Below are 23,230 nucleotides of genomic sequence, written 5' to 3'. Positions count from 1 at the left end.
GTCATACATGAGCGACATCCAGCTCTTTCGCTTGAATACCGCCAACGGTGCCTGCGAGTTACCTGGGCGCGCCGTAGCGGTTGAAAAGCATTTGCAAAACCTGATTGAGGCGCACATGGACGCCTTCCTTGGCGTGCGTTTTCTCGCGACCGAATACGCCACCGGAAAGACCCATAAAGGTCGTATCGACTCGCTGGGTCTCGATGAAAATGGCTGCCCGGTCATCATCGAGTACAAGCGACACAGCAACGAAAATGTGATTAATCAGGGCTTGTTCTATCTCGACTGGCTGCTGGATCACCAGGCTGAATTTCGCTGGTTGGTGATGGAAAAGCTGGGGAAAGAAGCCGCCGAGCAGATTGAGTGGGGTGGTACTCGCCTGCTGTGTATCGCTGCCGATTTCACCCGTTACGATCAGCATGCTGTGCAACTGATTCAGCGCAACATCGAGTTGATTCGGTATAAGTTGTTCGCAGACGACCTGTTACTGCTGGAATTGGTGAATGCAGTGAGCGTGTTAGGCACCAATCCCGCCAAGTCGGCAGAAATGGCAGCAGATAAGCCAGTCCCTGCAGCTAAGGACAAAACTTGGCAGGAGCAACTTTGCCAGGCCAGTCCGGAAATCTCTGTGCTCTTCGAGCAGACCTGCAGCTACCTGCAATCGCTCGGTGATGACGTGCAGGAGAAACCGTTGAAGCTGTACCTCGCATTCCGCCGTCTGAAGAACTTCGCCAGTTTGGTGGTGCAGTCCAAGCGGCTTCAGCTTTATCTCAAGCTCAACCCTGACTCCGTCGAGCTGGTTGAAGGTTTTAGCCGCGATGTGCGTGTCATCGGTCACTGGGGTACAGGTGATCTGGAGCTTAGCCTGCGCACTCAGGTCGATCTGGAAAGGGCCAAAGTGTTGATCGAGCGTAGCTATCAGGAAAATTAGGTAAGCAGTCTGCTTTCTATTCGCCCACAAAAAAGCCCCAGACCCAACGGCCTGAGGCTTTCTCGTTTCTACGTATGGTGCACCAGGCGGGATTCGAACCCACGACCCCTGCCTTCGGAGGGCAGTACTCTATCCAGCTGAGCTACTGGTGCAGCGGGCGCCATGATACTCATATGCAATGCGGGCGTCCATGCTGCTGAATCGCATGCGTTTTTTCAAAGCGTAACCTGCGGTTGCTACGTTGATCAGAAAATAGCAGCAAATGCGGCGTTTTCGTTCTTTTTTTCGAACAGGCTATTGTCCTTTACCCCCTTTGATCCTAGGATTCGTTTGAGATTTCAAACGCTCTTGTCTGGGTGCTGAACCGCACGATCTGAATCAGTGCGCTATTTATGTGCTTCAGCCCGGTGAATGATTTCCCTGACGGCAGCCTACTGAGGCGCCTTTCTACAATCATAATTTGCTCCGCGCGTGCGCGGTGCTGTTAAGGAAAGCCGACATGCAGCTTAAAGACACCCAGTTGTTCCGCCAGCAAGCCTTCATCGATGGCGCTTGGGTAGACGCGGACAATGGTCAGACGATCAAGGTCAACAACCCGGCAACGGGCGAAATTCTGGGCACCGTGCCGAAAATGGGCGCTGCCGAAACCCGCCGTGCCATCGAAGCCGCTGACAAAGCGCTGCCGGCCTGGCGTGCACTGACCGCCAAAGAACGTGCGAACAAACTGCGTCGCTGGTTCGAGCTGATCATCGAGAACCAGGACGACCTGGCTCGCCTGATGACTCTGGAACAAGGCAAGCCACTGGCCGAAGCCAAGGGTGAAATTGTTTATGCCGCTTCCTTCATCGAGTGGTTCGCCGAAGAAGCCAAGCGCATCTACGGTGACGTGATTCCGGGCCACCAGCCAGACAAGCGCCTGATCGTGATCAAGCAGCCAATCGGCGTGACCGCGGCCATCACCCCGTGGAACTTCCCGGCAGCCATGATCACCCGTAAAGCCGGCCCGGCCCTGGCCGCCGGTTGCACCATGGTGCTCAAGCCTGCTTCGCAAACTCCGTTCTCCGCCTTCGCCCTGGCTGAATTGGCCCAGCGTGCCGGTATCCCTAACGGTGTGTTCAGCGTTGTTTCCGGCAGCGCCGGCGACATCGGCAGCGAGCTGACCAGCAACCCGATCGTGCGCAAACTGTCCTTCACCGGTTCGACCGAAATCGGTCGTCAACTGATGTCGGAATGCGCCAAGGACATCAAGAAAGTGTCCCTGGAACTGGGCGGCAACGCGCCGTTCATCGTGTTCGACGACGCGGACCTGGATAAGGCCGTCGAAGGCGCGATCATTTCCAAATACCGCAACAACGGCCAGACCTGCGTCTGTGCCAACCGCCTGTACATTCAAGACGGTGTCTACGACGCCTTCGCCGAGAAGCTGAAAGTGGCCGTGGCCAAGCTGAAGATCGGTAACGGTCTGGAAGCAGGCACCACCACTGGCCCGCTGATCGACGAAAAAGCCGTGGCCAAGGTGCAAGAGCACATCGCCGACGCACTGAGCAAAGGCGCGACCGTATTGGCCGGTGGCAAGCCGATGGAAGGCAACTTCTTCGAGCCAACCATCCTGACCAACGTTCCGAACAACGCTGCAGTGGCCAAGGAAGAAACCTTCGGTCCATTGGCTCCGCTGTTCCGCTTCAAAGACGAAGCCGACGTGATCGCGATGTCCAACGACACCGAGTTCGGACTGGCCTCGTACTTCTATGCTCGCGACCTGGGTCGTGTGTTCCGTGTGGCTGAAGCCCTGGAGTACGGCATGGTCGGCGTCAACACCGGTCTGATCTCTAACGAAGTCGCGCCGTTCGGCGGCATCAAGGCTTCCGGCCTGGGCCGTGAAGGCTCCAAGTACGGCATCGAAGATTACCTGGAAATCAAATACCTCTGCCTGGGCATCTAATCCCGGGAACAGGCATCGCTTCAAACGCAAAGGGCACGAGAGCGCTGCCCCTTTGCGTGCAATAAACGGAATTTTCTCGGTGGCCGGGAACGCTGTGGCAGTCGATCATCGCATGCTGTCGCCGTTGTTCCCCGCCGCTTAATCCTTGAACCACGCCGACCGATGAGCGGCGAATGAGGAATGTAATGAGCAAGACTAACGCTGATTTGATGGCCCGCCGTACCAATGCAGTTCCACGTGGTGTTGGCCAGATTCACCCGATCTTCGCCGAGTCCGCGAAGAACGCGACCGTGACCGACGTTGAAGGTCGCGAGTTCATCGACTTCGCTGGTGGTATCGCCGTGCTGAACACCGGCCACGTGCACCCGAAAATCATCGCCGCCGTGACCGAACAGCTGAACAAGCTGACCCACACCTGCTTCCAGGTACTGGCCTACGAGCCGTACGTAGAAGTGTGCGAAAAAATCAACGCCAAGGTGCCAGGCGATTTCGCCAAGAAAACCCTGCTGGTGACCACCGGTTCCGAAGCCGTTGAAAACTCCATCAAGATCGCCCGTGCCGCCACTGGCCGTGCCGGCGTGATCGCGTTCACCGGCGCTTACCACGGTCGCACCATGATGACCCTGGGCCTGACCGGTAAAGTCGTGCCTTACTCGGCCGGCATGGGCCTGATGCCAGGCGGCATCTTCCGCGCGCTGTACCCGAACGAACTGCACGGCGTGAGCATCGACGATTCGATCGCTTCCATCGAGCGCATTTTCAAGAACGACGCTGAGCCGCGTGACATCGCAGCCATCATCATCGAGCCGGTTCAGGGCGAAGGTGGTTTCTACGTCGCTCCTAAAGAGTTCATGAAGCGTCTGCGTGCCTTGTGCGACCAGCACGGCATCCTGCTGATCGCTGACGAAGTACAAACCGGCGCAGGCCGTACCGGTACTTTCTTCGCCATGGAACAGATGGGCGTTGCTGCCGACCTGACCACCTTCGCCAAATCCATCGCTGGCGGCTTCCCGTTGGCCGGTGTGTGTGGCAAGGCCGAATACATGGACGCCATCGCTCCAGGCGGCCTGGGCGGCACCTACGCCGGTAGCCCGATCGCTTGCGCCGCGGCCCTGGCCGTGATGGAAGTCTTCGAAGAAGAGCACCTGCTGGATCGTTGCAAGGCTGTTGGCGAGCGTCTGGTGACTGGCCTGAAAGCTATCCAGGCCAAGTATCCGGTGATCGGCGAAGTGCGTGCCCTGGGCGCAATGATCGCGGTCGAACTGTTCGAAGGTGGCGACAGCCACAAGCCGAACCCGACCGCCGTGGCAGCTGTTGTGGCCAAGGCTCGCGACAAGGGTCTGATCCTGCTGTCCTGCGGCACCTACGGTAACGTTCTGCGCGTCCTGGTACCGCTGACTTCGCCGGACGAGCAACTGGACAAAGGCCTGGCGATCATCGAAGAGTGCTTCTCCGAGCTCTGATCTGCGAGTGTGACCTGTTTCACAAAAAACCCGCTTCGGCGGGTTTTTTCATGACCTCTAAACCGCAAAACCGCGTATTAGCGCTGTAACCGATGACCGGCTTTGGCTAAGGTTCACGCATTGCCAGGGAGAGCTGTATGACAGTTGTCATTTTACCCGCGATTCCGAGAGTATTGATTGCCGAGGCCGACCCGTGGGCCCGCGATCTGCTCAAGGAAGTATTGTTGAACGTTCGCTGCGATGCGCGGCTGGATTTATGTGCCGATGGCCAGCAGGCGTTGGAGTTGCTGGCGTCAAACCCGTACGACCTGGTCATCGCCGACTGGGAGTTGCCAGGCGTCGATGGTCTGAATGTGTTGCGCAGCGTGCGTCAGCGCAAGCGCAACCCACCGTTGCCCTTCATTCTCATGAGCAGCCGTAACGACAGTGCGAGCGTACGTGAGGCCCTGCCGCTGGCCCCCGCCGCCTACCTGACCAAGCCCCTGAACATGGCAAGCCTGACCCAGCGCCTGCAGGCTTTGCTGCTGAACGCTGGGGAAGAGATATCGTGCGAGGTGCCAGCGCTGGCGCCGGGCATGACGCTGTCGGTGTTTCTTGAGCGCCGTCGCGAACTGGCGGAAGGCGCGCCGCTGATGACTGACGTGCAAGTGGCGGTCAAGCGAAGCCTCAATCCTGATGGTCTGGATTTGGCGGTGCTGGAAGGTGAGATCCGCACCGATCCACAGGTCACCGCCGTGCTGATTGCCGCCGCCAACAGCGCCGCCCAGCACCATGGCACCGCCGTGCAGACGCTGTCCCAGGCATTGCACCGATTGGGCACCGGACAGAGCATGAACCTGATCCTGGGCCTGACACTCAAGCGCAGTGCGCGGCTCAGCGATCCGCAGCTGGCGGACTATGCCGAGCGTTACTGGGATTTGTCGCTACACACGGCCGAGTACGCGCGAACGCTGGCGCGCTTGCTGGATCTGGATCAGGCCCGTTGTTACTGCGCCGGCATGCTGCATCGCCTGGGCGACCTGGCGTTGCTGCGTTGTCTGCAGGAATGGAAACAGGCCGGTGGCGAACTGGACGAGCAGGAGCAAGTGGGCGAGGCGTTGGCCGAGTTCGGTGCCGCCTACGGTTCGGCGTTGCGCACCCGCTGGCGTTTGCCACTGGAGCTGCGGCAGCTGATTGCGGCGGCTTACCAGCTTGGTGGCGGGGTTTACTCCCGTGAGGCGCTGGTGATGAATATGGCGGCGCAATTGGCACGCCTGAACGAGCATGAGGGCATTGAGGTGTTGGCCAATAGTCGAGCGGCGCGATTACTGAAGATCGGCTTGCCGGAGTTGGTGCGGATTCGCAAGAAATAAGGCTGTCGCAGATCCCTGTAGGAGCTGGCTTGCCAGCGATGGCGGTGTATCTGACACACCGAGTCGTCTGGATTCGCCAGCAAGCCGGCTCCTACAGGAGTTATGTGTTGGACGGGTCAGGCCGTGATGATCCGGTTCTTGCCCTGGCGCTTGGCCTCGTACATCGCCGCATCCGCGCGGGCAAACAGGCTTTCCACGCTTTCATCCTCGGCAGTAAGGCTGGTCAGCCCCTGGCTGACGGTGATACCGAAAGTCTGGCCTTCATGGTTGAAGGTCAAACCCTGAATCTCCCGTTGCACGCGCTCGGCTACTTGCAGGGCCATGTCCGGCGTGCAGCCGGGGAAGACGGCGGCAAATTCCTCGCCACCAATGCGTCCGAACAGGTCACCGCGACGCAATGCGGCTCGGCCACAGTCGGCGATACGTTGCAGCACGTTATCGCCTTCCTGGTGGCCGTAGGTGTCGTTGATGGCCTTGAAATCATCGATATCCAGCATGAGAAACGATAACGGCGTGCCCTGTTGTCGCGCCTGTTCGAATTCGTGCTCAGCGCCTTCGAAGAAATGCCGGCGGTTGCTGCTGCTGGTCAGGGCGTCGGTGGTCGCCAGTCGTTGCAGTTCGGACTCCAGTTGCTTTTTGTCGGTGATGTCTTCGGCGATGCCGACAATGATCACCGGCTGCCCAGGCTCGGCCTGCCGGTTGATGAAGCACTTGTCGCTGAGCCAGCGCAGCTGGCCGTCAGCGGTGATGATTCGGTACTCGCGGTCTTCAACGGCACCTTTGACCAGCACGTCTGCCAGGCTGCGCTCGGCGTACTCCAGGTCGTCAGGGTAAATGCTGTCGCGCCACTGGTTGTAGTCGGCCAGCAGCAGGTCGGCGCTGCGGCCGAAAATCCGTTCATAGGCGGGGCTGACATACAGCACCTGGCGGGTTTCCCAATTGAATGCCCACAGCACCGCGTTGACGCTCACCAGCAAGGTGCTCAGCAGCTGTTCACGTTCGCTCAGGCGCGCCACCTCGCCTTGGGCGTGCATCAGCGCCATAAGGGTTTGCGCGGCCTCGGGCCATTGCGCAAGGGATGAGTCTTGTTGGTTATTGACCATCGTCACAAATCTCAAGGGGCGTGCACCGCTCAAGGTTCTAGGCGACCACAGCGAAGCCCGCCTGGATGGCGAAGTGTCTTTGAGATAAGGGATTTGCAGCGAAGTTCCGAAGGGTGCGCCCCGGCAATGGGCGCACCGATCAACGGCGTCAGGCAGCGCTTGGGCGCAGGGAGTAGGTTTTCAACTGATCGGCGAAGTCACGCAGCGATTGAATCCCGCTGGCTTCGGCTTCGTGTACCCAGTCCTTGATGGCAGCCAGCATGTCGTGACCATTTGAGCTGGTCTTGACCCAGATCTGCTGCAAGGCCAGGCGTTTCTCGTAGATTACCTTCAGCGCCTGGCTGTGTTCGAGCATGTTCTGGATGCGTACGTGGTGCTTGTCGTCGAGCAAGCTGGTTTCCCGCGAGAGCAGACGCTTGGCGCGGTGGAACTGGTGGCGGACCGAGTGATCGACCTTTTCCAGCTCTTGCTTGACCAGCGGCCCGATCACCAGCTTGCGGTACTGGGCCATGATCTGGAAGCGGTTGTTGAGGATCGCCATGGCGGTGTCCATGTCCAGGTTGCCCTTGCCTTCGACGCGGTGGGCAATGGGCGCGACCCGCTGGACCTTGGCCAGGCGCAGGAAGCTGAACACTTGAATCCAGGCCCAGCCCAGATCGAACTCCCACTTCTTCACCGACAGTTTTGCCGAGTTAGGGTAGGTGTGATGGTTGTTATGCAGTTCTTCACCACCGATGAGAATGCCCCAAGGCACCAGGTTGGTCGCCGCATCGCGGCACTCGAAGTTGCGGTAACCCACGGCATGGCCAAGGCCATTGACCACGCCGGCGGCCCACACCGGGATCCACATCATCTGGATGGCCCAGATGGTGATGCCAATGGTGCCGAACAGCAGCAGGTCGATAACGGCCATGATCGCCACGCCCAACAGTGGGAAACGGGTGTAGACGTTACGTTCGATCCAGTCATCGGGGCAGTTCTTGCCATAGATGCGCAAGGTCTCGGGGTTTTCCGCTTCGGCGCGATACAGTTCGGCGCCTTTGCGCAGAACGGTGGAGAGGCCCTTGATCACCGGGCTGTGCGGGTCATCGACGGTTTCGCACTTGGCGTGATGCTTGCGATGGATAGCGGTCCACTCGCGGGTGTTCTGCGCCGTGGTCAACCACAGCCAGAAACGGAAGAAATGTTTCAGGCCAGCATTCAACTCAAGCGAGCGATGGGCCGAGTAGCGGTGCAGATAGACCGTGACGCCGATGATTGTGACATGGGTCATCAGCAGGGTGACTGCCACCAGTGACCAGGGCGACAAGCCGAGAAAACCTTCGTACCACATAGGCTATAGGGCCCTCGAAAAAGAAAAAAACAGCCGATGCATTATCACTAAGCGGACAGATAAAACCAGTCGCCCTTTCAGATATGAGTGGCAGGATGTGTCTTTAATCTATAATCCCGACTTTTCCGTAGGGACATGGACAGCCTTATGTCTGCCAGCTATCGCAATGCCGTGCGCGCAGCACTGCTTTACCTGCTGATTTCGCTGATCTGGATGCAGCTCAGTGGCTATTTATTGAGCAGCTTATTCGATAATTCGGCCGAGCGCCTTCGCTGGCAACTGATCAACGGTCACGTTTGGGTGGTGTTGAGCGCAGGCGTGATCTTCCTCGCCCGATCGCGGCTGATGCGTTGCCTGGGCGGCGGCGCGACATTGCAGGGACGAAGCGAAGACCGCGAGCGCCTGCGCCAGGCGGCCGCCGTGTTCGATTGCACCCGAGAAGGCGTGTTGGTCACCGATCATCAAGGGCTGATCGTGCATGTGAACCGCGCCTTTATGGCTATCACCGGCTATCAGCGTGAAGAAGTGCTGGGGCGCCAGCCCAGTCTGTTCAAGTCGGGGCATCATCCCCCCGCGTTCTATCAGGCGATGTTCGCCACGCTCAACAGCGTCGGCGAATGGAGCGGGGAAATCTGGAACCGCCGCAAAAGCGGCGAAATCTACCCGCAATGGCAGACCATCCGCCTCATTCACGATGATCATGGGCGCTGCAGTCATTTCGTGGCGGTGTTTTCCGATATCAGCGCGATCAAGGACTCTGAAGATGAGTTGAGGCGCCTGGCTCATCACGATCCGCTCACCGGCCTGCCCAATCGCCTGCTGTTCACCGACCGCGCCACGCAAGCCCTGGCATCGGCGCAAATCCACAAACGTGGCTGTGCATTGCTGATGATCGACCTGGATCACTTCGTGATGATCAACGATAGCCTTGGGCACACGATGGGTGACCAATTGCTCAAGGCGGTGGCCAATCGCTTGAGTGCCATGTTCGACCCTGGAATCACGTTGGCGCGCCTGGGTGGCGATGAGTTCGCCGTGCTGGCCGAAAGCTGCCCGCAACTGATGCAGGCGGCAGCGCTGGCCGAGCGGATCATCGAGGGTCTCAAGGAGCCATTCGACATTCACGGGCATCGATTGTTCATCAACGTCAGCATCGGTATCAGCCTCTTCCCCAGCGACGCCTTGAGTGCCGAACAGTTGTTGCGCAATGCCGACTCGGCGCTGTTCAAGGCCAAGAGTGGCGGGCGAGATGGCTATGCCCTGTACACCGAAGAGTTGACCGCCCATGCCCAGCAGCGGGTCGAGACGGCCTCCGAGCTGCGCAGGGCCCTTGAGCAAAATGAGCTGCGTGTGTATTACCAGCCTGTTCACGATCTCAAGACCTGTCGCCTGATCGGCGTCGAGGCACTGGTGCGCTGGGAGCATCCACAGCGCGGCCTGGTGTCGCCTGCGCAATTCATTCCGATTGCCGAGCGAACCGGCCTGATCGCCCGGATCGACGCCTGGGTGATGCGCCAGGCCTGCGAGCAGATGTGCCAGTGGCTGCGGGCGGGCGTGGCGTTGTCGTTTGTCGCGGTGAATGTTTCATCGCGTCTGTTCGCCGGCCGCGAGTTGTACCAACAGGTTGCGCAGGTACTGCGTGAAACCGGTTTGGACCCGGCTTTCCTGGAGTTGGAAGTCACCGAGAGTGCGGTGATGGAAGATCCAGAAGTTGCGCTTGAGCAAATGCACCGCCTACGTGAATTGGGTGTGCAACTGGCCATCGATGATTTCGGCACCGGTTATTCGTCGCTGCTGCGGCTCAAGCGCCTGCCGGTGCAGAAACTCAAGATCGATCAGGGCTTTGTCGCCGGGTTGCCAGCGGATGAAGACGACGTGGCCATTGTGCGGGTCATCATCGCCCTGGCGCAGAGCATGGGCATGCAGGTGCAAGCCGAAGGCATCGAGCAGGTCGAGCAGGCGGCGTTCCTGTTGGAACACGGCAGTCATCTGGGGCAGGGGTACTGGTTTGGGCGGCCAGTGCCGGCCGGGCAATTGGATTGGTCTCGAATCCCAGTCATTCGTTGATCTTTTGATCTTCAGCGCCGCAAACCGTTGTCCCGCCGAATAATCTCTTCTGGTTATATAAACATTCTTAAATAGTCTTTTTAAGAATATCAGCGCCTCTCTACTATTGGTCTCACGCCGTAAGCAGTGCCGCCACTGCCAGGCAACCTCTCAGTCGAAGGAGCAGCACCATGAGCGCATCTCTACGTAGCGTTGACGGCCAGGACGAAGCAACCATCCTGCGCGAAATCCAGAGCGCCCTGCGCGACCTGCGGTTTGGTGCGGTGGAAATCACCGTGCACAACGCCCAGGTGGTCCAGATCGAACGCAAGGAAAAATTCCGCTTGCAGCAACCGGGCAATAAACCGGGCTGAAGCGAAAGATCAAAAGATCGCAGCCTGCGGCAGCTCCTACAGGGGCACGCAATTCCCTGTAGGAGCTGCCGAAGGCTGCGATCTTTGAGCAGGCAACCCGATTCCAGATCATAAGAAAAGCCAACACATTTAAGAATTCCAGGAGCTTTCACCATGTCGTCGATTCGCCATTTCGCCTTGGCCGCCCTGGCCAGCGCCTTGTTTGCCGGTTCCGCCGTTGCCAAGGATTACGAACTGCTTAACGTGTCATACGACCCGACCCGTGAGCTGTACCAGGATTACAACGCTGAATTCGTCAGCTTCTGGAAGAAAAGTAATCCCGGTGACAGCGTTAAAATCCAGCAGTCTCACGGTGGCTCGGGCAAGCAGGGCCGGGCGGTGATCGACGGCCTGCGCGCTGATGTGGTGACCTTGGCCCTGGCCGGCGATATCGACGAAATCGCCAAGCTCGGCAAGACCCTGCCGGTCGACTGGCAGAAGCGTCTGCCGGAAGCCAGCACGCCGTACACTTCGACCATCGTGTTCCTGGTGCGCAAGGGCAACCCTAAAGGCATCAAGGACTGGGGCGACTTGGTCAAGAACGACGTCTCGGTGATCACCCCGAACCCGAAAACCTCCGGTGGAGCACGCTGGAACTTCCTCGCTGCCTGGGCCTATGGCCTGAAAGCCAACGGCGGTGACGAAGCCAAGGCCAAGGAATATGTGCAAACCCTGTTCAAGCACGTGCCTGTACTGGACACCGGTGCTCGTGGCTCGACCATTACCTTCGTCAACAACGGTCAGGGTGACGTGTTGCTGGCCTGGGAAAACGAAGCCTTCCTGGCCTTGAAAGAAGATGGCGGCGCCGACAAGTTCGAGATCGTCGTGCCTTCGCTATCGATCCTTGCCGAGCCGCCAGTGGCCGTGGTCGACAAGAACGCCGAGAAAAAGGGCAACGAGCAGATCGCCGAAGCCTACCTCAAGCATCTGTACAGCCCTGCCGGCCAGGAAATTGCCGCGAAAAACTTCTATCGTCCACGTGACAAGGATGTGGCCGCCAAATACGTCCAGCAGTTCCCGAAACTGGACCTGGTGACCATCGACAAAGACTTCGGCGGCTGGAAAACCGCGCAGCCGAAATTCTTCAACGACGGCGGCGTATTCGACCAGATTTACCAGGCGCAGTAATCTTAAATAGCCATCAAGGAGCCTCGAATCGCGATTCGAGGCTTTGTGCGTTCTCAACCAAGGACTCTTATGTCGCGTCGTATCTCCCCCGTCATACCCGGCTTCGGGCTGACGCTGGGCTACACCTTGGTGTACCTCAGCCTGATTGTGCTCATACCACTGGCGGCGATGTTCGTGCACGCCGCTCAACTCACCTGGGATCAGTTCTGGGCAATTATCTCGGCGCCACGGGTATTGGCGGCGTTGAAACTGAGCTTCGGCACCGCCCTTTATGCCGCAATCATCAACGGCATCATTGGCACGCTGCTAGCGTGGGTGTTGGTGCGCTATACCTTCCCCGGACGCAAAGTCATCGATGCAATGATCGACTTGCCTTTCGCATTGCCTACCGCCGTGGCCGGTATTGCACTGACCGCGCTGTACACCCCCACCGGTCTGGTAGGTCAATTTGCAGCGGATCTGGGTTTCAAGATTGCCTACACCCCCCTGGGCATCACCCTGGCCCTCACTTTTGTGACACTTCCATTCGTAGTACGTACGGTACAGCCGGTGTTGGCCGATATTCCCCGTGAAGTGGAAGAAGCGGCGGCGTGCCTGGGTGCCAAACCCTGGCAGGTTGCCCGTCATATCCTGCTGCCCGCATTGCTGCCGGCCTGGCTAACCGGTTTCGCCTTGGCCTTTGCCCGCGGGGTTGGCGAGTACGGTTCGGTGATTTTCATCGCCGGCAACATGCCGATGAAAACCGAGATCCTGCCGCTGCTGATCATGGTCAAGCTCGACCAATACGATTACACCGGCGCTACCTCCATTGGTGTACTGATGTTGGTGGTTTCCTTCATTCTGTTGCTGCTGATCAACTTGCTGCAGCGGCGTATCGAAACCCCATAAGGAGGCGCGAACAATGTCCCAATCGTCTATTGCTGCCGCCTCTTCGGCCAACGCTGCCCGCCGTGGCAGTGCAACGTCGCGGCGAATCCTGATCGGCCTTGGCTGGCTGATTTTTGCGCTGTTCCTGTTACTGCCGCTGTTTATCGTGGTGTCCCAGGGTTTGAAAAATGGCCTGGGTGCGTTCTTCACCGCGATCTTCGAACCCGACGCACTGTCGGCGCTGAAACTCACGGTGATTGCCGTATTGATATCGGTGCCGTTGAACCTGGTGTTCGGCGTCAGCGCCGCATGGTGCGTGAGCAAGTACTCGTTCCGCGGCAAAAGCATGCTGGTGACCCTGATCGACCTGCCATTCTCGGTATCGCCCGTTATCGCCGGTCTGGTCTATGTGCTGATGTTCGGCGCCCAGGGGCTATTCGGCCCGTGGCTGCAGGATCACGACATCCAGATCGTCTTCGCCTTGCCGGGCATCGTGCTGGCGACGATTTTCGTCACCGTGCCGTTCGTGGCCCGTGAGCTGATCCCGCTGATGCAGGAACAAGGCACTCAGGAAGAGGAGGCCGCGCGTTTGCTCGGGGCCAATGGCTGGCAGATGTTCTGGCACGTCACCGTGCCCAACATCAAATGGGGCCTGATCTACGGCGTGGTGCTCTGTACCGCGCGGGCCATGGGTGAATTCGGTGCGGTGTCGGTGGTTTCCGGGCACATTCGCGGGGTGACCAACACCTTGCCGCTGCACGTCGAGATCCTCTACAACGAATACAACCACGTGGCCGCGTTCGCCGTGGCGAGCCTGTTGCTGATCCTGGCGCTCTTCATCCTGCTGCTCAAGCAGTGGAGCGAAAACCGTATTAACCGCCTGCGCGCCAGCGCCGCGGAGGAATGATTTCATGTCGATCGAAGTGCGTAATGTCAGCAAGAATTTCAATGCGTTCAAGGCGCTGAATGACATCAGCCTGGACATTCAGAGCGGTGAGCTGGTGGCGTTGCTTGGCCCGTCCGGCTGCGGCAAGACCACGTTGCTGCGGATCATCGCCGGCCTGGAAACCCCGGACCAGGGCAATATCGTGTTCCACGGCGAAGACGTCTCCGGCCACGACGTGCGTGATCGCAACGTCGGTTTCGTGTTCCAGCACTACGCCTTGTTCCGCCACATGACGGTGTTCGACAACGTCGCGTTTGGCCTGCGCATGAAGCCGAAAAACCAGCGCCCGAGCGAAAGCCAGATCGCAACCAAGGTTCACGAACTGCTGAACATGGTGCAGTTGGATTGGTTGGCTGATCGCTACCCGGAACAACTCTCCGGCGGTCAGCGTCAGCGTATCGCCCTTGCCCGCGCCTTGGCGGTGGAGCCGAAAGTGCTGCTGCTCGACGAACCCTTCGGCGCTCTCGACGCCAAGGTCCGCAAGGAGCTGCGGCGTTGGTTGGCGCGCCTGCATGAAGACATCAACCTGACGTCCGTTTTCGTGACCCACGACCAGGAAGAGGCGATGGAAGTCGCTGATCGCATCGTAGTGATGAACAAGGGCGTGATCGAACAGATCGGCTCGCCGGGTGATGTCTACGAAAATCCCGCCAGCGATTTCGTCTATCACTTCCTCGGCGATTCGAACCGCCTGCATCTGGGAGAAGACAATCACGTGCTGTTCCGTCCGCACGAAGTGTCGCTGTCGCGGCATGAACTGGAAGATCACCATGCGGCCGAAGTGCGGGATATCCGTCCGCTGGGCGCGACCACTCGCGTGACGCTGAAGGTCGAAGGGCAGAGTGATTTGATCGAGGCCGAAGTGGTGAAGGATCACGACAGCCTGATCGGCCTGGCGAAGGGCGAGACGCTGTTCTTCAAGCCGAAGGTCTGGCAGAAAGTCGCCAACCTCTAAAAGCTTCGCGAGCAGGCTCGCTCCCACATTTTGATCATCAGTGAACACAAAATCTGTGAACAACCGAGATCCACTGTGGGAGCGAGCCTGCTCGCGATTGCGATCTAGATAGCAGCGCGCTTTGGATTAACCCGCACACCCCCCGCCCGCGCCTCGATCTGCTCTTTGAGTTCATGGCGCATCCCCAGCAAAAACGCCAGTTCAACCACCACAAACAACGGCCCGACAATCAACCCCGTCACATCATCGACAAACGCCGGCTTGCGACCTTCGTAGTGATGCCCGACAAACTGAATCGCCCAGCCAATCACAAACATTGCCGCACCACTGCTCAACCAGACCAGCGTGCTTTGCTGCGCGAGTGCCTGGCCGGCCCAAACGCACAGCCCCAGCAACACCGTCATCAGCACGCCGAGGCGCAACTCCAGGCGCAGGTAGAACCACGCCGACGCCAGTGACACCAGCACCGCAGGCGAAAGCCAGCCCCCGGCCCATTGCGGACGGGACAACAAGACCGCCACTGCCACGACGATCAATGGAATGCCGACGAAGTGGGTGGCGATGTTGCGCGGGTCGCGGTGGTAGGCGGCGTATTGACTGAGATGGTCAACGAGGCTTTTTTTCATTGTTATTCCTCCTGTAGGGTGACTGATCATGCCTTGGGGCCATTTCGCGCTCTGTCAGCCAGACGACAATCTCTAGGAGTTTTGATGGATAAGCAGGTCTGGCGTGCGCGCCTGATGCGTGGTCAGTGGTTCAGCCATCTGCCTGTGTCCCTACAGGATAGTCTGCTGGGTGCTGCGCGGGTACGGCACCTGTCAGCGGGTCAGCGCCTGTTCCAGCGTGGCGATCCGCCCTGTGGGCTGTACGCGGTGCTTGAAGGTGCGGTTCGCGTCGGCGCCGTCAACGAGCAGGGCAAGGAGGCATTGCTGGGCCTGGTGGAATCGCCTAACTGGTTCGGCGAGATCTGCCTGTTCGACGGTCAGCCACGTACCCATGATGCGTTCGGCGTGGGGCAGAGCACGCTGCTGCACCTCCCGCAAACCGTGCTGCTCAAGATGCTCGACGAACAGCCAGGGCATTGGCGGCAACTGGCATTGCTGATGAGCCAGAAACTGCGCATGACCTTCATCAATCTCGAACAGTTGAGCCTGTTGCCGGCCCCGGCCCGGCTGGCGCATCGCTTGCTGATGATCGCCGAAGGCTACGGCCAGCTCGACGAACCGCGTCGCGTCCTGCAACTGCCGCAAGAACAGCTTGCTGCCATGTTGTCGCTGTCACGCCAGACCACCAACCAGATCCTCAAGGATCTGCAGGGGCAGGGGATATTGCGTCTCGGGTATGGCGAGATCGAAATCCTCGATGTGCAACGGTTGCGGGCGTTGGTTGTTGTTTAATGGTGGGCTTTATCCGTGAACGCGCTTAGCCTGTCAGAACGACAGTCGAGGTGTGCCATGCGTGTACTGCTAGTAGAAGACAAACCAGGACTCGCCAAACTTCTGGCCAATGGCTTGAGTGAGGCAAGCTTTGTGGTGGATGTAGCGGTCAATGGCATGGACGGCCGGCGCTTTATCGAGAATGGCGAATATGAGCTGATTATCCTCGACGTCATGCTGCCAGGGCTCAACGGTTGGCAGTTGCTGCAACAGATCCGCAAGCTCGGCGAAACCCCTGTGCTGTTCCTCACCACCAAGGACGGCATCGAGGATCGCCTGCGTGGGTTGGAGTTGCACGAGGATGATTACCTGATCAAGCCGTTTGCCGTGAGTGAGCTGGTGGCGCGGGTGCGCAAGTTGTTGCGGCGGGATCGGGGGCGCTGAGTGGTTTCTGTGGTGCCTGTCCGGGCCTCTTCGCGAGCAGGCTCGCTCCCACATTAGACCGGGTCAGTCTGAACAACTCGTTCAACTGTGGGAGCGAGCCCGCTCGCGAAGAGGCCAGACGAGACAACCAACCTCCTGGATCAATCACCGCAACCCATCCCGAAACTGCCCCGGTGTCATCCCCGTCCAGCGCTTGAACGCACGGCTGAAGCTGCTGGTATCGGCAAACCCCAGCAAATAGCTGATCTCACTCAATGAGCATTGCGGATCACGCAGGTGCAGCAACGCCAGGTTTTCGCGGCTTTCGTTGAGCAGCGTATCGAACCGGCAACCCTCATCCGCCAGGTGCCGTTGCAGGCTGCGCAGACTCAGGTGCAGAGCCTTGGCGATGTGTTCGGCGCTGGGTTCGCCTTCCGGCAATTGCTCTTCAATGGCGTCGCGGACCTTGCGTTCCCACGTCAGCGGTTTGAGCTGCGCCAGGGTACGGTTGAGCACGGTTTCGTTGTGTTCGGCCAGTTCCGGGTTGGCATCGTCCAGGTGACTGTCGAAATCAGACAGCGCGAATTCCAGCCGATCCTCGCCGGTGGCGAAATACACTGGCGAGCGAAACACCTTGTGCCATTGGTGCGGGTCCGCCGGTTCAGGGCGACGCAAGTACACCGCCAGCGGTGCATAGTCGCGGCCCAGGCGATTGCGGCAAGTGCGCACATAAATCGCCACGAAGGCGTCGATGGCTTCGAAGGCCGGGGCTGGATTGCCTGGCGGGATTTTCAGATGGAAACAGTAGCGGTCATCGCAGCGGGTCAGCTCCAGTTCCAGGGCGTCGCTGACCACCTGGTGATAGCGCACGATGCGCTCGAAGACTTCGCGCAAGCTGCCGCTGGCCACCAGTGCATAACCTAGCGCGTGGAAGGTCGTGGGGCTGACGAAGCGCGAGACGCGCAGGCCAATCGCCGGGTCGCCGCTGACCTGTACCGCGATTTCCCACAGGCGCGTGGTGCCGGACAACGGATAGCGCGCATTCGGGTCGTCCATCAGTTGCGGGTCGAGCCCGGCCTGCTGGCACAGGGCGGTGCTGTCGAGGCCCAGGGCGTCGAGTTGCTTGCGCAGGGCGCGGGTCCAGCTGGCGAGGGAGGTCGGTTCAGTCATGCTGATTGGCGCTTCCGGTCAACAGGTTGGCGTTCTCGGCTACCGCTCCAGGTGTGTGAAGCGGGCAGGATGCGAACATCAATAACCAGAGGATGGAAGCATGCAAGGTACTTCTGCAAGTCCCCAGCGATTGAATGCAGCTGCGCGATCGGCACATATTCGTGAAGTGGTGCTGGCCAAGGGCGTAGAACTGCGCCAGCGCTACCCGATTCTCAAGCACCAGGACGCCTTGGGCGCGGGCATCCTGGCCTTCGCGCTGGCCGGGATGATCGGCTCGGCGGCGCTCTACATCCAGGGTCACATGGCTTGGTGGGTGTGCATGCTGCTCAATGCTTTTTTTGCGTCCCTGACCCACGAACTCGAGCACGACCTGATTCACAGCATGTACTTTCGCAAACAGCGGGTGCCGCACAACGTGATGATGGGCCTGGTCTGGCTGGCGCGTCCGAGCACGATCAATCCGTGGATTCGTCGTCACCTGCACCTCAATCACCACAAGGTATCCGGCTCCGAAACCGACATGGAAGAGCGTGCCATCACCAACGGCGAGCCTTGGGGTTTCGCGCGGTTGTTGATGATTGGCGACAACATCATGTCGTCGTTCATCCGCATGCTGCGGGCCAAGACCTGGGCGATGAAGCTCAGCATCATCCAGCGCACCCTGAAGGTCTATGCACCGCTGGCGCTAATACATTGGGGCGCGTGGTATGTGTTTCTCGGTTTCCACACCGCGAATGGCATCGCCTACCTGATGGGCACGCCGATCGAGTGGTCGGCGACCACGGTGTCGGTGATGAGCGTGATTGATATCGCCACGGTGGTGATCATCGGCCCGAATGTGCTGCGCACCTTTTGCCTGCACTTCATCAGTTCGAACATGCACTACTACGGTGACATCGAGCCGGGGAACGTGATGCAGCAGTGCCAGGTGTTGAATGCCTGGTGGCTATGGCCGTTGCAGGCGTTCTGCTTCAACTTCGGCAGCAGCCACGGGATTCATCACTTTGTGGTGAAGGAACCGTTCTACATCCGCCAGATGACCGTGCCGGTGGCGCATAAAGTGATGCGTGAGATGGGGGTGCGGTTCAATGATTTCGGGACGTTTGCGCGGGCGAACCGGTTTGTGCGCAAGGACGAAGCTCAGGGTGAAACCGTAGAGGGCGTGCGCGTCTGATGGCCTCATCGCTGACTTGCCAGCGATAGCGATTTTTCAGACAACCTCAATCCGGCTGAAATGGCGGCTCACTCAATGTCTGGTCTCTGCAGCCCTTACAGAGCAAAGCCGCAGTAAATCACACATTGTTAATATTCTTTTTTGGTCTATCTATAACGTTAAAAATTACTTTAAGAGATAAGCGTCTGGCTTGATGATTAAGCCATCGGGTAGCAATTTGCTCGACCTCGGGCATCCCCATCGACTTCAAGATTCATTAAACCGACACCTATTTAGCGCGAAACGTTTATAGGAGGAATTCACCATGACGTTATTGATCAAGTTGTCGGTGATCACTGCGCGCTGACAATTTTTCAAGTTTCCTGGGGCCGTCTCCTTGGCAGGGTGCGGCCCCTTTTTTTACCTGTAGGAGCTGGCTTCCCAGCGTAAGCGGTTTGTCAGGCGGTAGCTCTTTGACTGGAAGGACGCCTTCGCTGGCAAGCCAGCTCCCACAATTCTTATATTCGATTCAGGACTTAATAAATAGCTTCTTATTCCTTAACGAATATAAATCCCATCCCTATACTCGATCAGGAACAGACACGCAGCAGGAGAGCTTGCCCCATGCGCAACGAATCAATTCGCTACCTGATTGTGCCGGGCTGGCAAGGATCGCCAGAAGATCATTGGCAAAGCCACTGGCAAAACAGTTTGCCGAACAGCGCACGGGTGGAGCAGGCGGACTGGCTGACGCCGCGTCGTGAAGACTGGGTGGCGGCGCTGGCCGAGGCGATTGCAGCCGACAGCACTCCCGTCATCCTGATCGCCCACAGCCTTGGCTGCATCACCGTCGCGCACTGGGCGGCTACGGCGCCAGTGCAGTTTCTGCGTCAGGTACGTGGTGCCTTGCTGGTCGCGCCAGCGGACGTCGAACGCCCGGCTTGCGCGCCGGCGCTGCGCAATTTTGCACCGATTCCAACCGATCTTTTGCCGTTTCCCAGCCAGGTTGTCAGCTCTGACAACGACAGCGCCGTCAGCGCGCCGCGGGCTCTGGAGCTGGCGCGTAACTGGGGCGCGGAGGCGGGGATCCTGGCGGGTGCCGGGCACATCAATGTGAAGTCGGGTCATCAGCGTTGGGAGCAGGGTTTTGCCTATCTCTATCGTCTGCAAAACCGCATGGAACACCACGCCCTGCGCCGCGCCTGAACCTTTTGTTTTTTTCAACGCCCCCGTCCCCTGGCGGTTTTGGGCGGGAGTCTGCCATGAGCTTTGAAACCTTTGGTCAGCCACTGCTGACCTTTCCCGATGCTGAAAAAAGTCCCCTGAGCATCCGCGCCAAGGCGCTGGTATTCGTCGACCCGCGCTCGCGGCAATTACGCCAGGAGCTGGAACAGCTGGCACCGCGCTCGATCTCGGTACTGATTCGTGGTGAAACCGGCAGCGGCAAGGAACTGCTGGCCCGGCACATCCACCGCGCCAGTGATCGCGGCGGTTTGTTCGTCTCGGTCAATTGCGGAGCAATCAGCCCAACCTATGCCGACGCCGAATTGTTCGGCTATGCCGCCGGCAGCTACAGCGGTTCTGCCAGCAGCCGCGCCGGTTGGTTCGGTTCGGCCAACGGTGGCACGTTGTACCTGGATGAAATCGGCGACCTGCCGCTGCCGATACAAATCAAATTGCTCGCCGCCCTGGAAAACCACGAAGTGACCCGCGTCGGTGCGCATCAACCGAGCCCGGTGGACGTGCGCCTGGTCGCCGCTACCAGTATCGACCTGGCCCAGGCTGTCGCCGCCGGGAAATTCCACGAGCGGCTCTACCATTACCTCAGCGAAGGTCAACTCGAACTACCAGCACTGCGCGAACGTGTGGGCGACATCCTGTCGTTGGCCGAATACTTCCTCGGCATCTACAGCCAGCGCCTGGACCTGCCAGTGCCGTTGATCAGCGAGGCCGCGCAAGCGGTGCTGGAGCGACATAGCTGGCCGGGCAATACCCGTGAGCTGGAAAACGTCATTCACTTTGCGCTGTTGGTGAGTACCGGCGACGAGATTTTGCCGGAGCATTTGAATTTGCCTGATGAAGGGCTGAAGCAGGTCGAACAGCAGCTCAAGCGGATACTCGGAAGCGGCTCCACTGCTGAGAAAGAAGCCTTGAAACGCCTTCTACAAAACGCCGGCCTCCTGTAGGAGCTGCCGCAGGCTGCGATCTTTTGATTTTCAGCTGCCTTGAGGTCACAAAGGAGCAAAATCAAAAGATCGCAGCCTGCGGCAGCTCCTACATGGGTTGTGGCGATGTATGAACAAAATGGAATATGAAAGTGAATAAAAGATATTATTCGGGAATAAAAAATCCCGGTATTGTCCGCGTCACGCCAGCGATAGCACTTCACTGGCACCTAAATATCTAGCCGTCGCCACAAGCGACCGTGATTTTCGATAAGGACACTGCATGAAAAAGGTTCTGTTGTTCACCGCACTGGCGGCTGCCCTGACTGCGGGCCTGGCACAGGCTGGCGAGAAACTGGTGGTTGCGGCGACCCCGGTTCCACACGCCGAGATTCTCGAACTGATCAAGCCAACCCTCGCCAAAGAAGGCGTGGACCTGGAAATCAAGGTTTTCACCGACTACGTTCAGCCAAACGTGCAGGTCGACCAGAAGCGTCTGGACGCCAACTACTTCCAGACCCTGCCGTACCTGAAGAGCTTCAACGAAGGCAAAGGCACTCACCTGGAAACCGTGATCGGCGTTCACGTCGAACCGTTCGGTGGCTACTCGAAGAAAGTCAAAACCCTGGCCGAGCTGAAAGACGGCGCGACCATTGCCATCCCTAACGAAGGCAGCAACAGCGGCCGTGCCCTGATCCTGTTGCAGAAGGCTGGCCTGATCGAGTTGAAAGACCCGAAGAACGCCCTGGCCACCCCGAAAGACATCGCCAAGAACCCGCACAACTTCAAGTTCAAGGAGCTTGAGTCCGCCATGCTGCCGCGTGTGCTGGACCAGGTTGACCTGGACATGATCAACACCAACTACGCGCTGGAAGCGGGCCTGAACCCGGCCAAGGATGCACTGGTGATAGAAGGTGCCGATTCGCCTTACGTCAACTTCCTGGTGGCTCGTCCTGATAACAAGGACAGCGTCGCCATCCAGAAACTGGCCAAGGCCCTGACCAGCCCGGAAGTGAAAGCTTTCATCGAGAAGAAGTACAGCGGCGCGGTTTTGCCAGCGTTCTGATTCACGAGGTAAACCCGTTCCAGGTTGCCAACGCCGACAGCTGAGACAGCGTCGGCGTGATCGTTCCCACGCAGAGCGTGGGAACAATCCATGTGCCTCAATCCGGCCAATACCACGCCGGCTCATCCAGCATCCGCTGCCCGACAATCCCGGTTTGCCCGAGGTTTTTCTCCAGCACGATGCAATTGCACTGCGGGTCCTCTTGCAGTGCCGAAATCAGGCGTCGCGCATGGGACACCACCCACACCTGGCATTGCTCCGACGCCCGGATAATCAGCCTCGCCAGCGCTGGCAGCAGATCCGGATGCAGACTGGTTTCCGGTTCGTTCAGCACCATCAATGTCGGCGGCCGGGGCGTCAGCAGTGCCGCCACCAATAGCAAGTAACGCAACGTCCCGTCCGACAACTCAGCCGCCGACAACGGCCGCAGCAAACCTTCCTGATAGAACTCGATAGCAAAGCGTCCGCCGGGAAGCGGTTCGATGTGCAGTCGTGCACCGGGAAATGCGTCACTGATCGCGTTGCGCAATGCCTCGGGGTCGCCGATTTCGATAATGGTCTGCAATGCTGCCGCCAGGTCCCGACCGTCGTGGTGCAATACCGGGGTGCGGGTGCCCAGTTGTGGCTGACGCACCAGAGCGTCGGCATCGCTGCGAAAGTGATCGTAGAAGCGCCAGCGGCGGATGAACTCACGAGTCTCCAGGACTTCCGGCGAAGTACGCAGGCTGCCGACCTGATCGAACAGGCTGTCGAAATTCGGCGTGTGTTGCGCCAGCACGTCCCAGCTGCGGTTGGACCGACTGCGAATCAGCGGGCCGTCACGATCTACCAAAACGCTTGCTGGGCGATAGAACGTCCCGGCCCACAGACATTCGCGCTTGATTTGCGGGTCGAGGCTGAAACGTGACGGAATGGGTAAAGGGTTTCCAGGGAGCATGAAATGACCATTCGAATCGGGCAGCCCCAGGCTGATCGAGTATCCGAATTCTTCTCCGGTAAATCCCAATCGCAAACGCTTCACGCCCTGTCGCACCGTCGTCTCTACCGGCACTTCGCCATTGCGCATGCGCCGGGTGATGGTTTCCGGGCCGGCCCAGAAGGTCGAATGAAGTCCACCCTCGCGAGCCAACGCATTGACCACGCCACCCTGAGCCGTTTCCGCCAATAGGCGCAGCGCGCGGTAGAGATTGGATTTACCACTGCCGTTGGGGCCAGTAATCAGGTTCAACCGACCCAGCGGAATGACCAGTTTGTTGATCGAGCGGTAATTGGCCACCGCGAGGGTCTTGAGCATGAAGGACGTTCTCTGTAGGCGCTGCCGGAGACTGCGATCTTTTTTGATTCTTATCATTTAAATGCAAAAGATCTCAGCCTTTCGCAGCTCCTGTGTAGGAAATG

21 protein-coding genes and 1 tRNA gene are annotated in these 23,230 nt (G+C 58.9%); 16 read left to right on the top strand and 6 right to left on the bottom strand.

All coding sequences use genetic code 11. The features are described 5' to 3' along the window. Positions 1-7: 7 nt before the first annotated feature. On the top strand, positions 8-931 hold the full coding sequence (locus tag PG5_RS04210; protein WP_020795841.1) for an endonuclease NucS domain-containing protein: 924 nt from the start codon (positions 8-10) through the stop codon (positions 929-931). 75 nt (positions 932-1,006) lie between these two features. Here the strand turns inward: PG5_RS04210 and PG5_RS04205 are convergent. Further along, positions 1,007-1,083, bottom strand: a tRNA-Arg gene (locus PG5_RS04205). Positions 1,084-1,430: 347 nt separating this feature from the next. Between PG5_RS04205 and gabD the strand changes: the two genes are divergently transcribed. From gabD to PG5_RS04190, 3 genes are all read left to right on the top strand, one after another. Continuing rightward, entirely contained in the window at positions 1,431-2,873 is a 1,443-nt protein-coding gene (gabD, locus tag PG5_RS04200) for an NADP-dependent succinate-semialdehyde dehydrogenase (RefSeq protein WP_020795840.1), read from the top strand. 185 nt (positions 2,874-3,058) lie between these two features. Then, positions 3,059-4,336, top strand: a complete 1,278-nt coding sequence (gene gabT / locus PG5_RS04195) for a 4-aminobutyrate--2-oxoglutarate transaminase (protein ID WP_020795839.1) — start codon at positions 3,059-3,061, stop codon at positions 4,334-4,336. A 137-nt stretch (positions 4,337-4,473) separates the two neighbouring features. Further along, on the top strand, positions 4,474-5,688 hold the full coding sequence (locus PG5_RS04190; protein ID WP_020795838.1) for an HDOD domain-containing protein: 1,215 nt from the start codon (positions 4,474-4,476) through the stop codon (positions 5,686-5,688). A gap of 116 nt (positions 5,689-5,804) precedes the next feature. Here the strand turns inward: PG5_RS04190 and PG5_RS04185 are convergent, their stop codons facing one another. Together PG5_RS04185 and desA are read right to left on the bottom strand one after the other, a co-directional pair. Continuing rightward, entirely contained in the window at positions 5,805-6,791 is a 987-nt protein-coding gene (locus tag PG5_RS04185; protein ID WP_020795837.1) for a sensor domain-containing diguanylate cyclase, read from the bottom strand. 148 nt (positions 6,792-6,939) lie between these two features. Then, positions 6,940-8,124: a delta-9 fatty acid desaturase DesA gene (gene desA / locus PG5_RS04180; RefSeq protein WP_020795836.1), complete on the bottom strand. Its 1,185-nt coding sequence runs from the start codon at positions 8,122-8,124 to the stop codon at positions 6,940-6,942. Between the two features lie 147 nt (positions 8,125-8,271). On the opposite strand from desA, the gene dibA reads away from it, so the two are divergent. The 6 genes from dibA to PG5_RS04150 all read left to right on the top strand — a co-directional run bounded on the left by dibA (position 8,272) and on the right by PG5_RS04150 (position 14,479). Continuing rightward, entirely contained in the window at positions 8,272-10,191 is a 1,920-nt protein-coding gene (dibA, locus tag PG5_RS04175) for a phosphodiesterase DibA (RefSeq protein WP_020795835.1), read from the top strand. A gap of 170 nt (positions 10,192-10,361) precedes the next feature. Continuing rightward, entirely contained in the window at positions 10,362-10,544 is a 183-nt protein-coding gene (oscA, locus tag PG5_RS04170; protein WP_007975618.1) for a sulfur starvation response protein OscA, read from the top strand. A 153-nt stretch (positions 10,545-10,697) separates the two neighbouring features. Further along, entirely contained in the window at positions 10,698-11,711 is a 1,014-nt protein-coding gene (locus PG5_RS04165; RefSeq protein ID WP_020795834.1) for a sulfate ABC transporter substrate-binding protein, read from the top strand. Between the two features lie 69 nt (positions 11,712-11,780). Then, entirely contained in the window at positions 11,781-12,599 is an 819-nt protein-coding gene (cysT, locus tag PG5_RS04160; RefSeq protein ID WP_008055402.1) for a sulfate ABC transporter permease subunit CysT, read from the top strand. Between the two features lie 13 nt (positions 12,600-12,612). Continuing rightward, positions 12,613-13,485 (top strand): sulfate ABC transporter permease subunit CysW, encoded by an 873-nt coding sequence (gene cysW, locus PG5_RS04155; RefSeq protein ID WP_008055400.1) that lies wholly within the window; start codon positions 12,613-12,615, stop codon positions 13,483-13,485. Positions 13,486-13,489: 4 nt separating this feature from the next. Continuing rightward, a complete protein-coding gene (locus tag PG5_RS04150) occupies positions 13,490-14,479 on the top strand; it encodes a sulfate/molybdate ABC transporter ATP-binding protein (RefSeq protein ID WP_020795833.1) in 990 nt (329 codons plus the stop codon). Positions 14,480-14,583: 104 nt separating this feature from the next. On the opposite strand, the gene PG5_RS04145 is transcribed toward PG5_RS04150, so the two are convergent. Then, positions 14,584-15,105, bottom strand: coding sequence for a DUF962 domain-containing protein (locus PG5_RS04145; RefSeq protein WP_020795832.1), 522 nt, complete (start codon positions 15,103-15,105; stop codon positions 14,584-14,586). Positions 15,106-15,189: 84 nt separating this feature from the next. On the opposite strand from PG5_RS04145, the gene PG5_RS04140 reads away from it, so the two are divergent. Both PG5_RS04140 and PG5_RS04135 read left to right on the top strand, forming a co-directional pair. Further along, positions 15,190-15,876, top strand: coding sequence for a Crp/Fnr family transcriptional regulator (locus PG5_RS04140; RefSeq protein ID WP_020795831.1), 687 nt, complete (start codon positions 15,190-15,192; stop codon positions 15,874-15,876). Positions 15,877-15,933: 57 nt separating this feature from the next. After that, positions 15,934-16,299: a response regulator gene (locus PG5_RS04135; RefSeq protein ID WP_020795830.1), complete on the top strand. Its 366-nt coding sequence runs from the start codon at positions 15,934-15,936 to the stop codon at positions 16,297-16,299. 144 nt (positions 16,300-16,443) lie between these two features. On the opposite strand, the gene PG5_RS04130 is transcribed toward PG5_RS04135, so the two are convergent. Continuing rightward, the gene (locus PG5_RS04130; protein WP_020795829.1) at positions 16,444-17,448 is read right to left on the bottom strand and encodes an AraC family transcriptional regulator; all 1,005 of its coding nucleotides are present in this window, start codon (positions 17,446-17,448) and stop codon (positions 16,444-16,446) included. A gap of 100 nt (positions 17,449-17,548) precedes the next feature. Between PG5_RS04130 and PG5_RS04125 the strand changes: the two genes are divergently transcribed. The 4 genes from PG5_RS04125 to PG5_RS04110 all read left to right on the top strand — a co-directional run bounded on the left by PG5_RS04125 (position 17,549) and on the right by PG5_RS04110 (position 21,832). Next, positions 17,549-18,622 carry a fatty acid desaturase gene (locus PG5_RS04125; RefSeq protein ID WP_020795828.1) on the top strand — a complete coding sequence of 358 codons (1,074 nt, stop codon included), beginning with the start codon at positions 17,549-17,551 and terminating at the stop codon, positions 18,620-18,622. Positions 18,623-19,225: 603 nt separating this feature from the next. Then, positions 19,226-19,807, top strand: coding sequence for an alpha/beta hydrolase (locus tag PG5_RS04120; RefSeq protein WP_007972928.1), 582 nt, complete (start codon positions 19,226-19,228; stop codon positions 19,805-19,807). A gap of 56 nt (positions 19,808-19,863) precedes the next feature. Beyond that, the gene (locus PG5_RS04115) at positions 19,864-20,787 is read left to right on the top strand and encodes a sigma 54-interacting transcriptional regulator (RefSeq protein WP_020795827.1); all 924 of its coding nucleotides are present in this window, start codon (positions 19,864-19,866) and stop codon (positions 20,785-20,787) included. 262 nt (positions 20,788-21,049) lie between these two features. Beyond that, the gene (locus PG5_RS04110; protein ID WP_007972924.1) at positions 21,050-21,832 is read left to right on the top strand and encodes a MetQ/NlpA family ABC transporter substrate-binding protein; all 783 of its coding nucleotides are present in this window, start codon (positions 21,050-21,052) and stop codon (positions 21,830-21,832) included. Between the two features lie 97 nt (positions 21,833-21,929). Here PG5_RS04110 and PG5_RS04105 read toward each other — a convergent pair whose 3' ends face one another. Beyond that, positions 21,930-23,126, bottom strand: a complete 1,197-nt coding sequence (locus tag PG5_RS04105) for an AAA family ATPase (RefSeq protein ID WP_020795826.1) — start codon at positions 23,124-23,126, stop codon at positions 21,930-21,932. Positions 23,127-23,230: the final 104 nt, after the last annotated feature.

Source organism: Pseudomonas sp. G5(2012), from assembly GCF_000408945.1.
Classification (GTDB): Bacteria; Pseudomonadota; Gammaproteobacteria; order Pseudomonadales; family Pseudomonadaceae; genus Aquipseudomonas; species Aquipseudomonas umsongensis.
The sequence above is the reverse complement of the archived record's forward strand: the minus strand, read 5'-3'. Positions and strand labels throughout refer to the sequence as shown.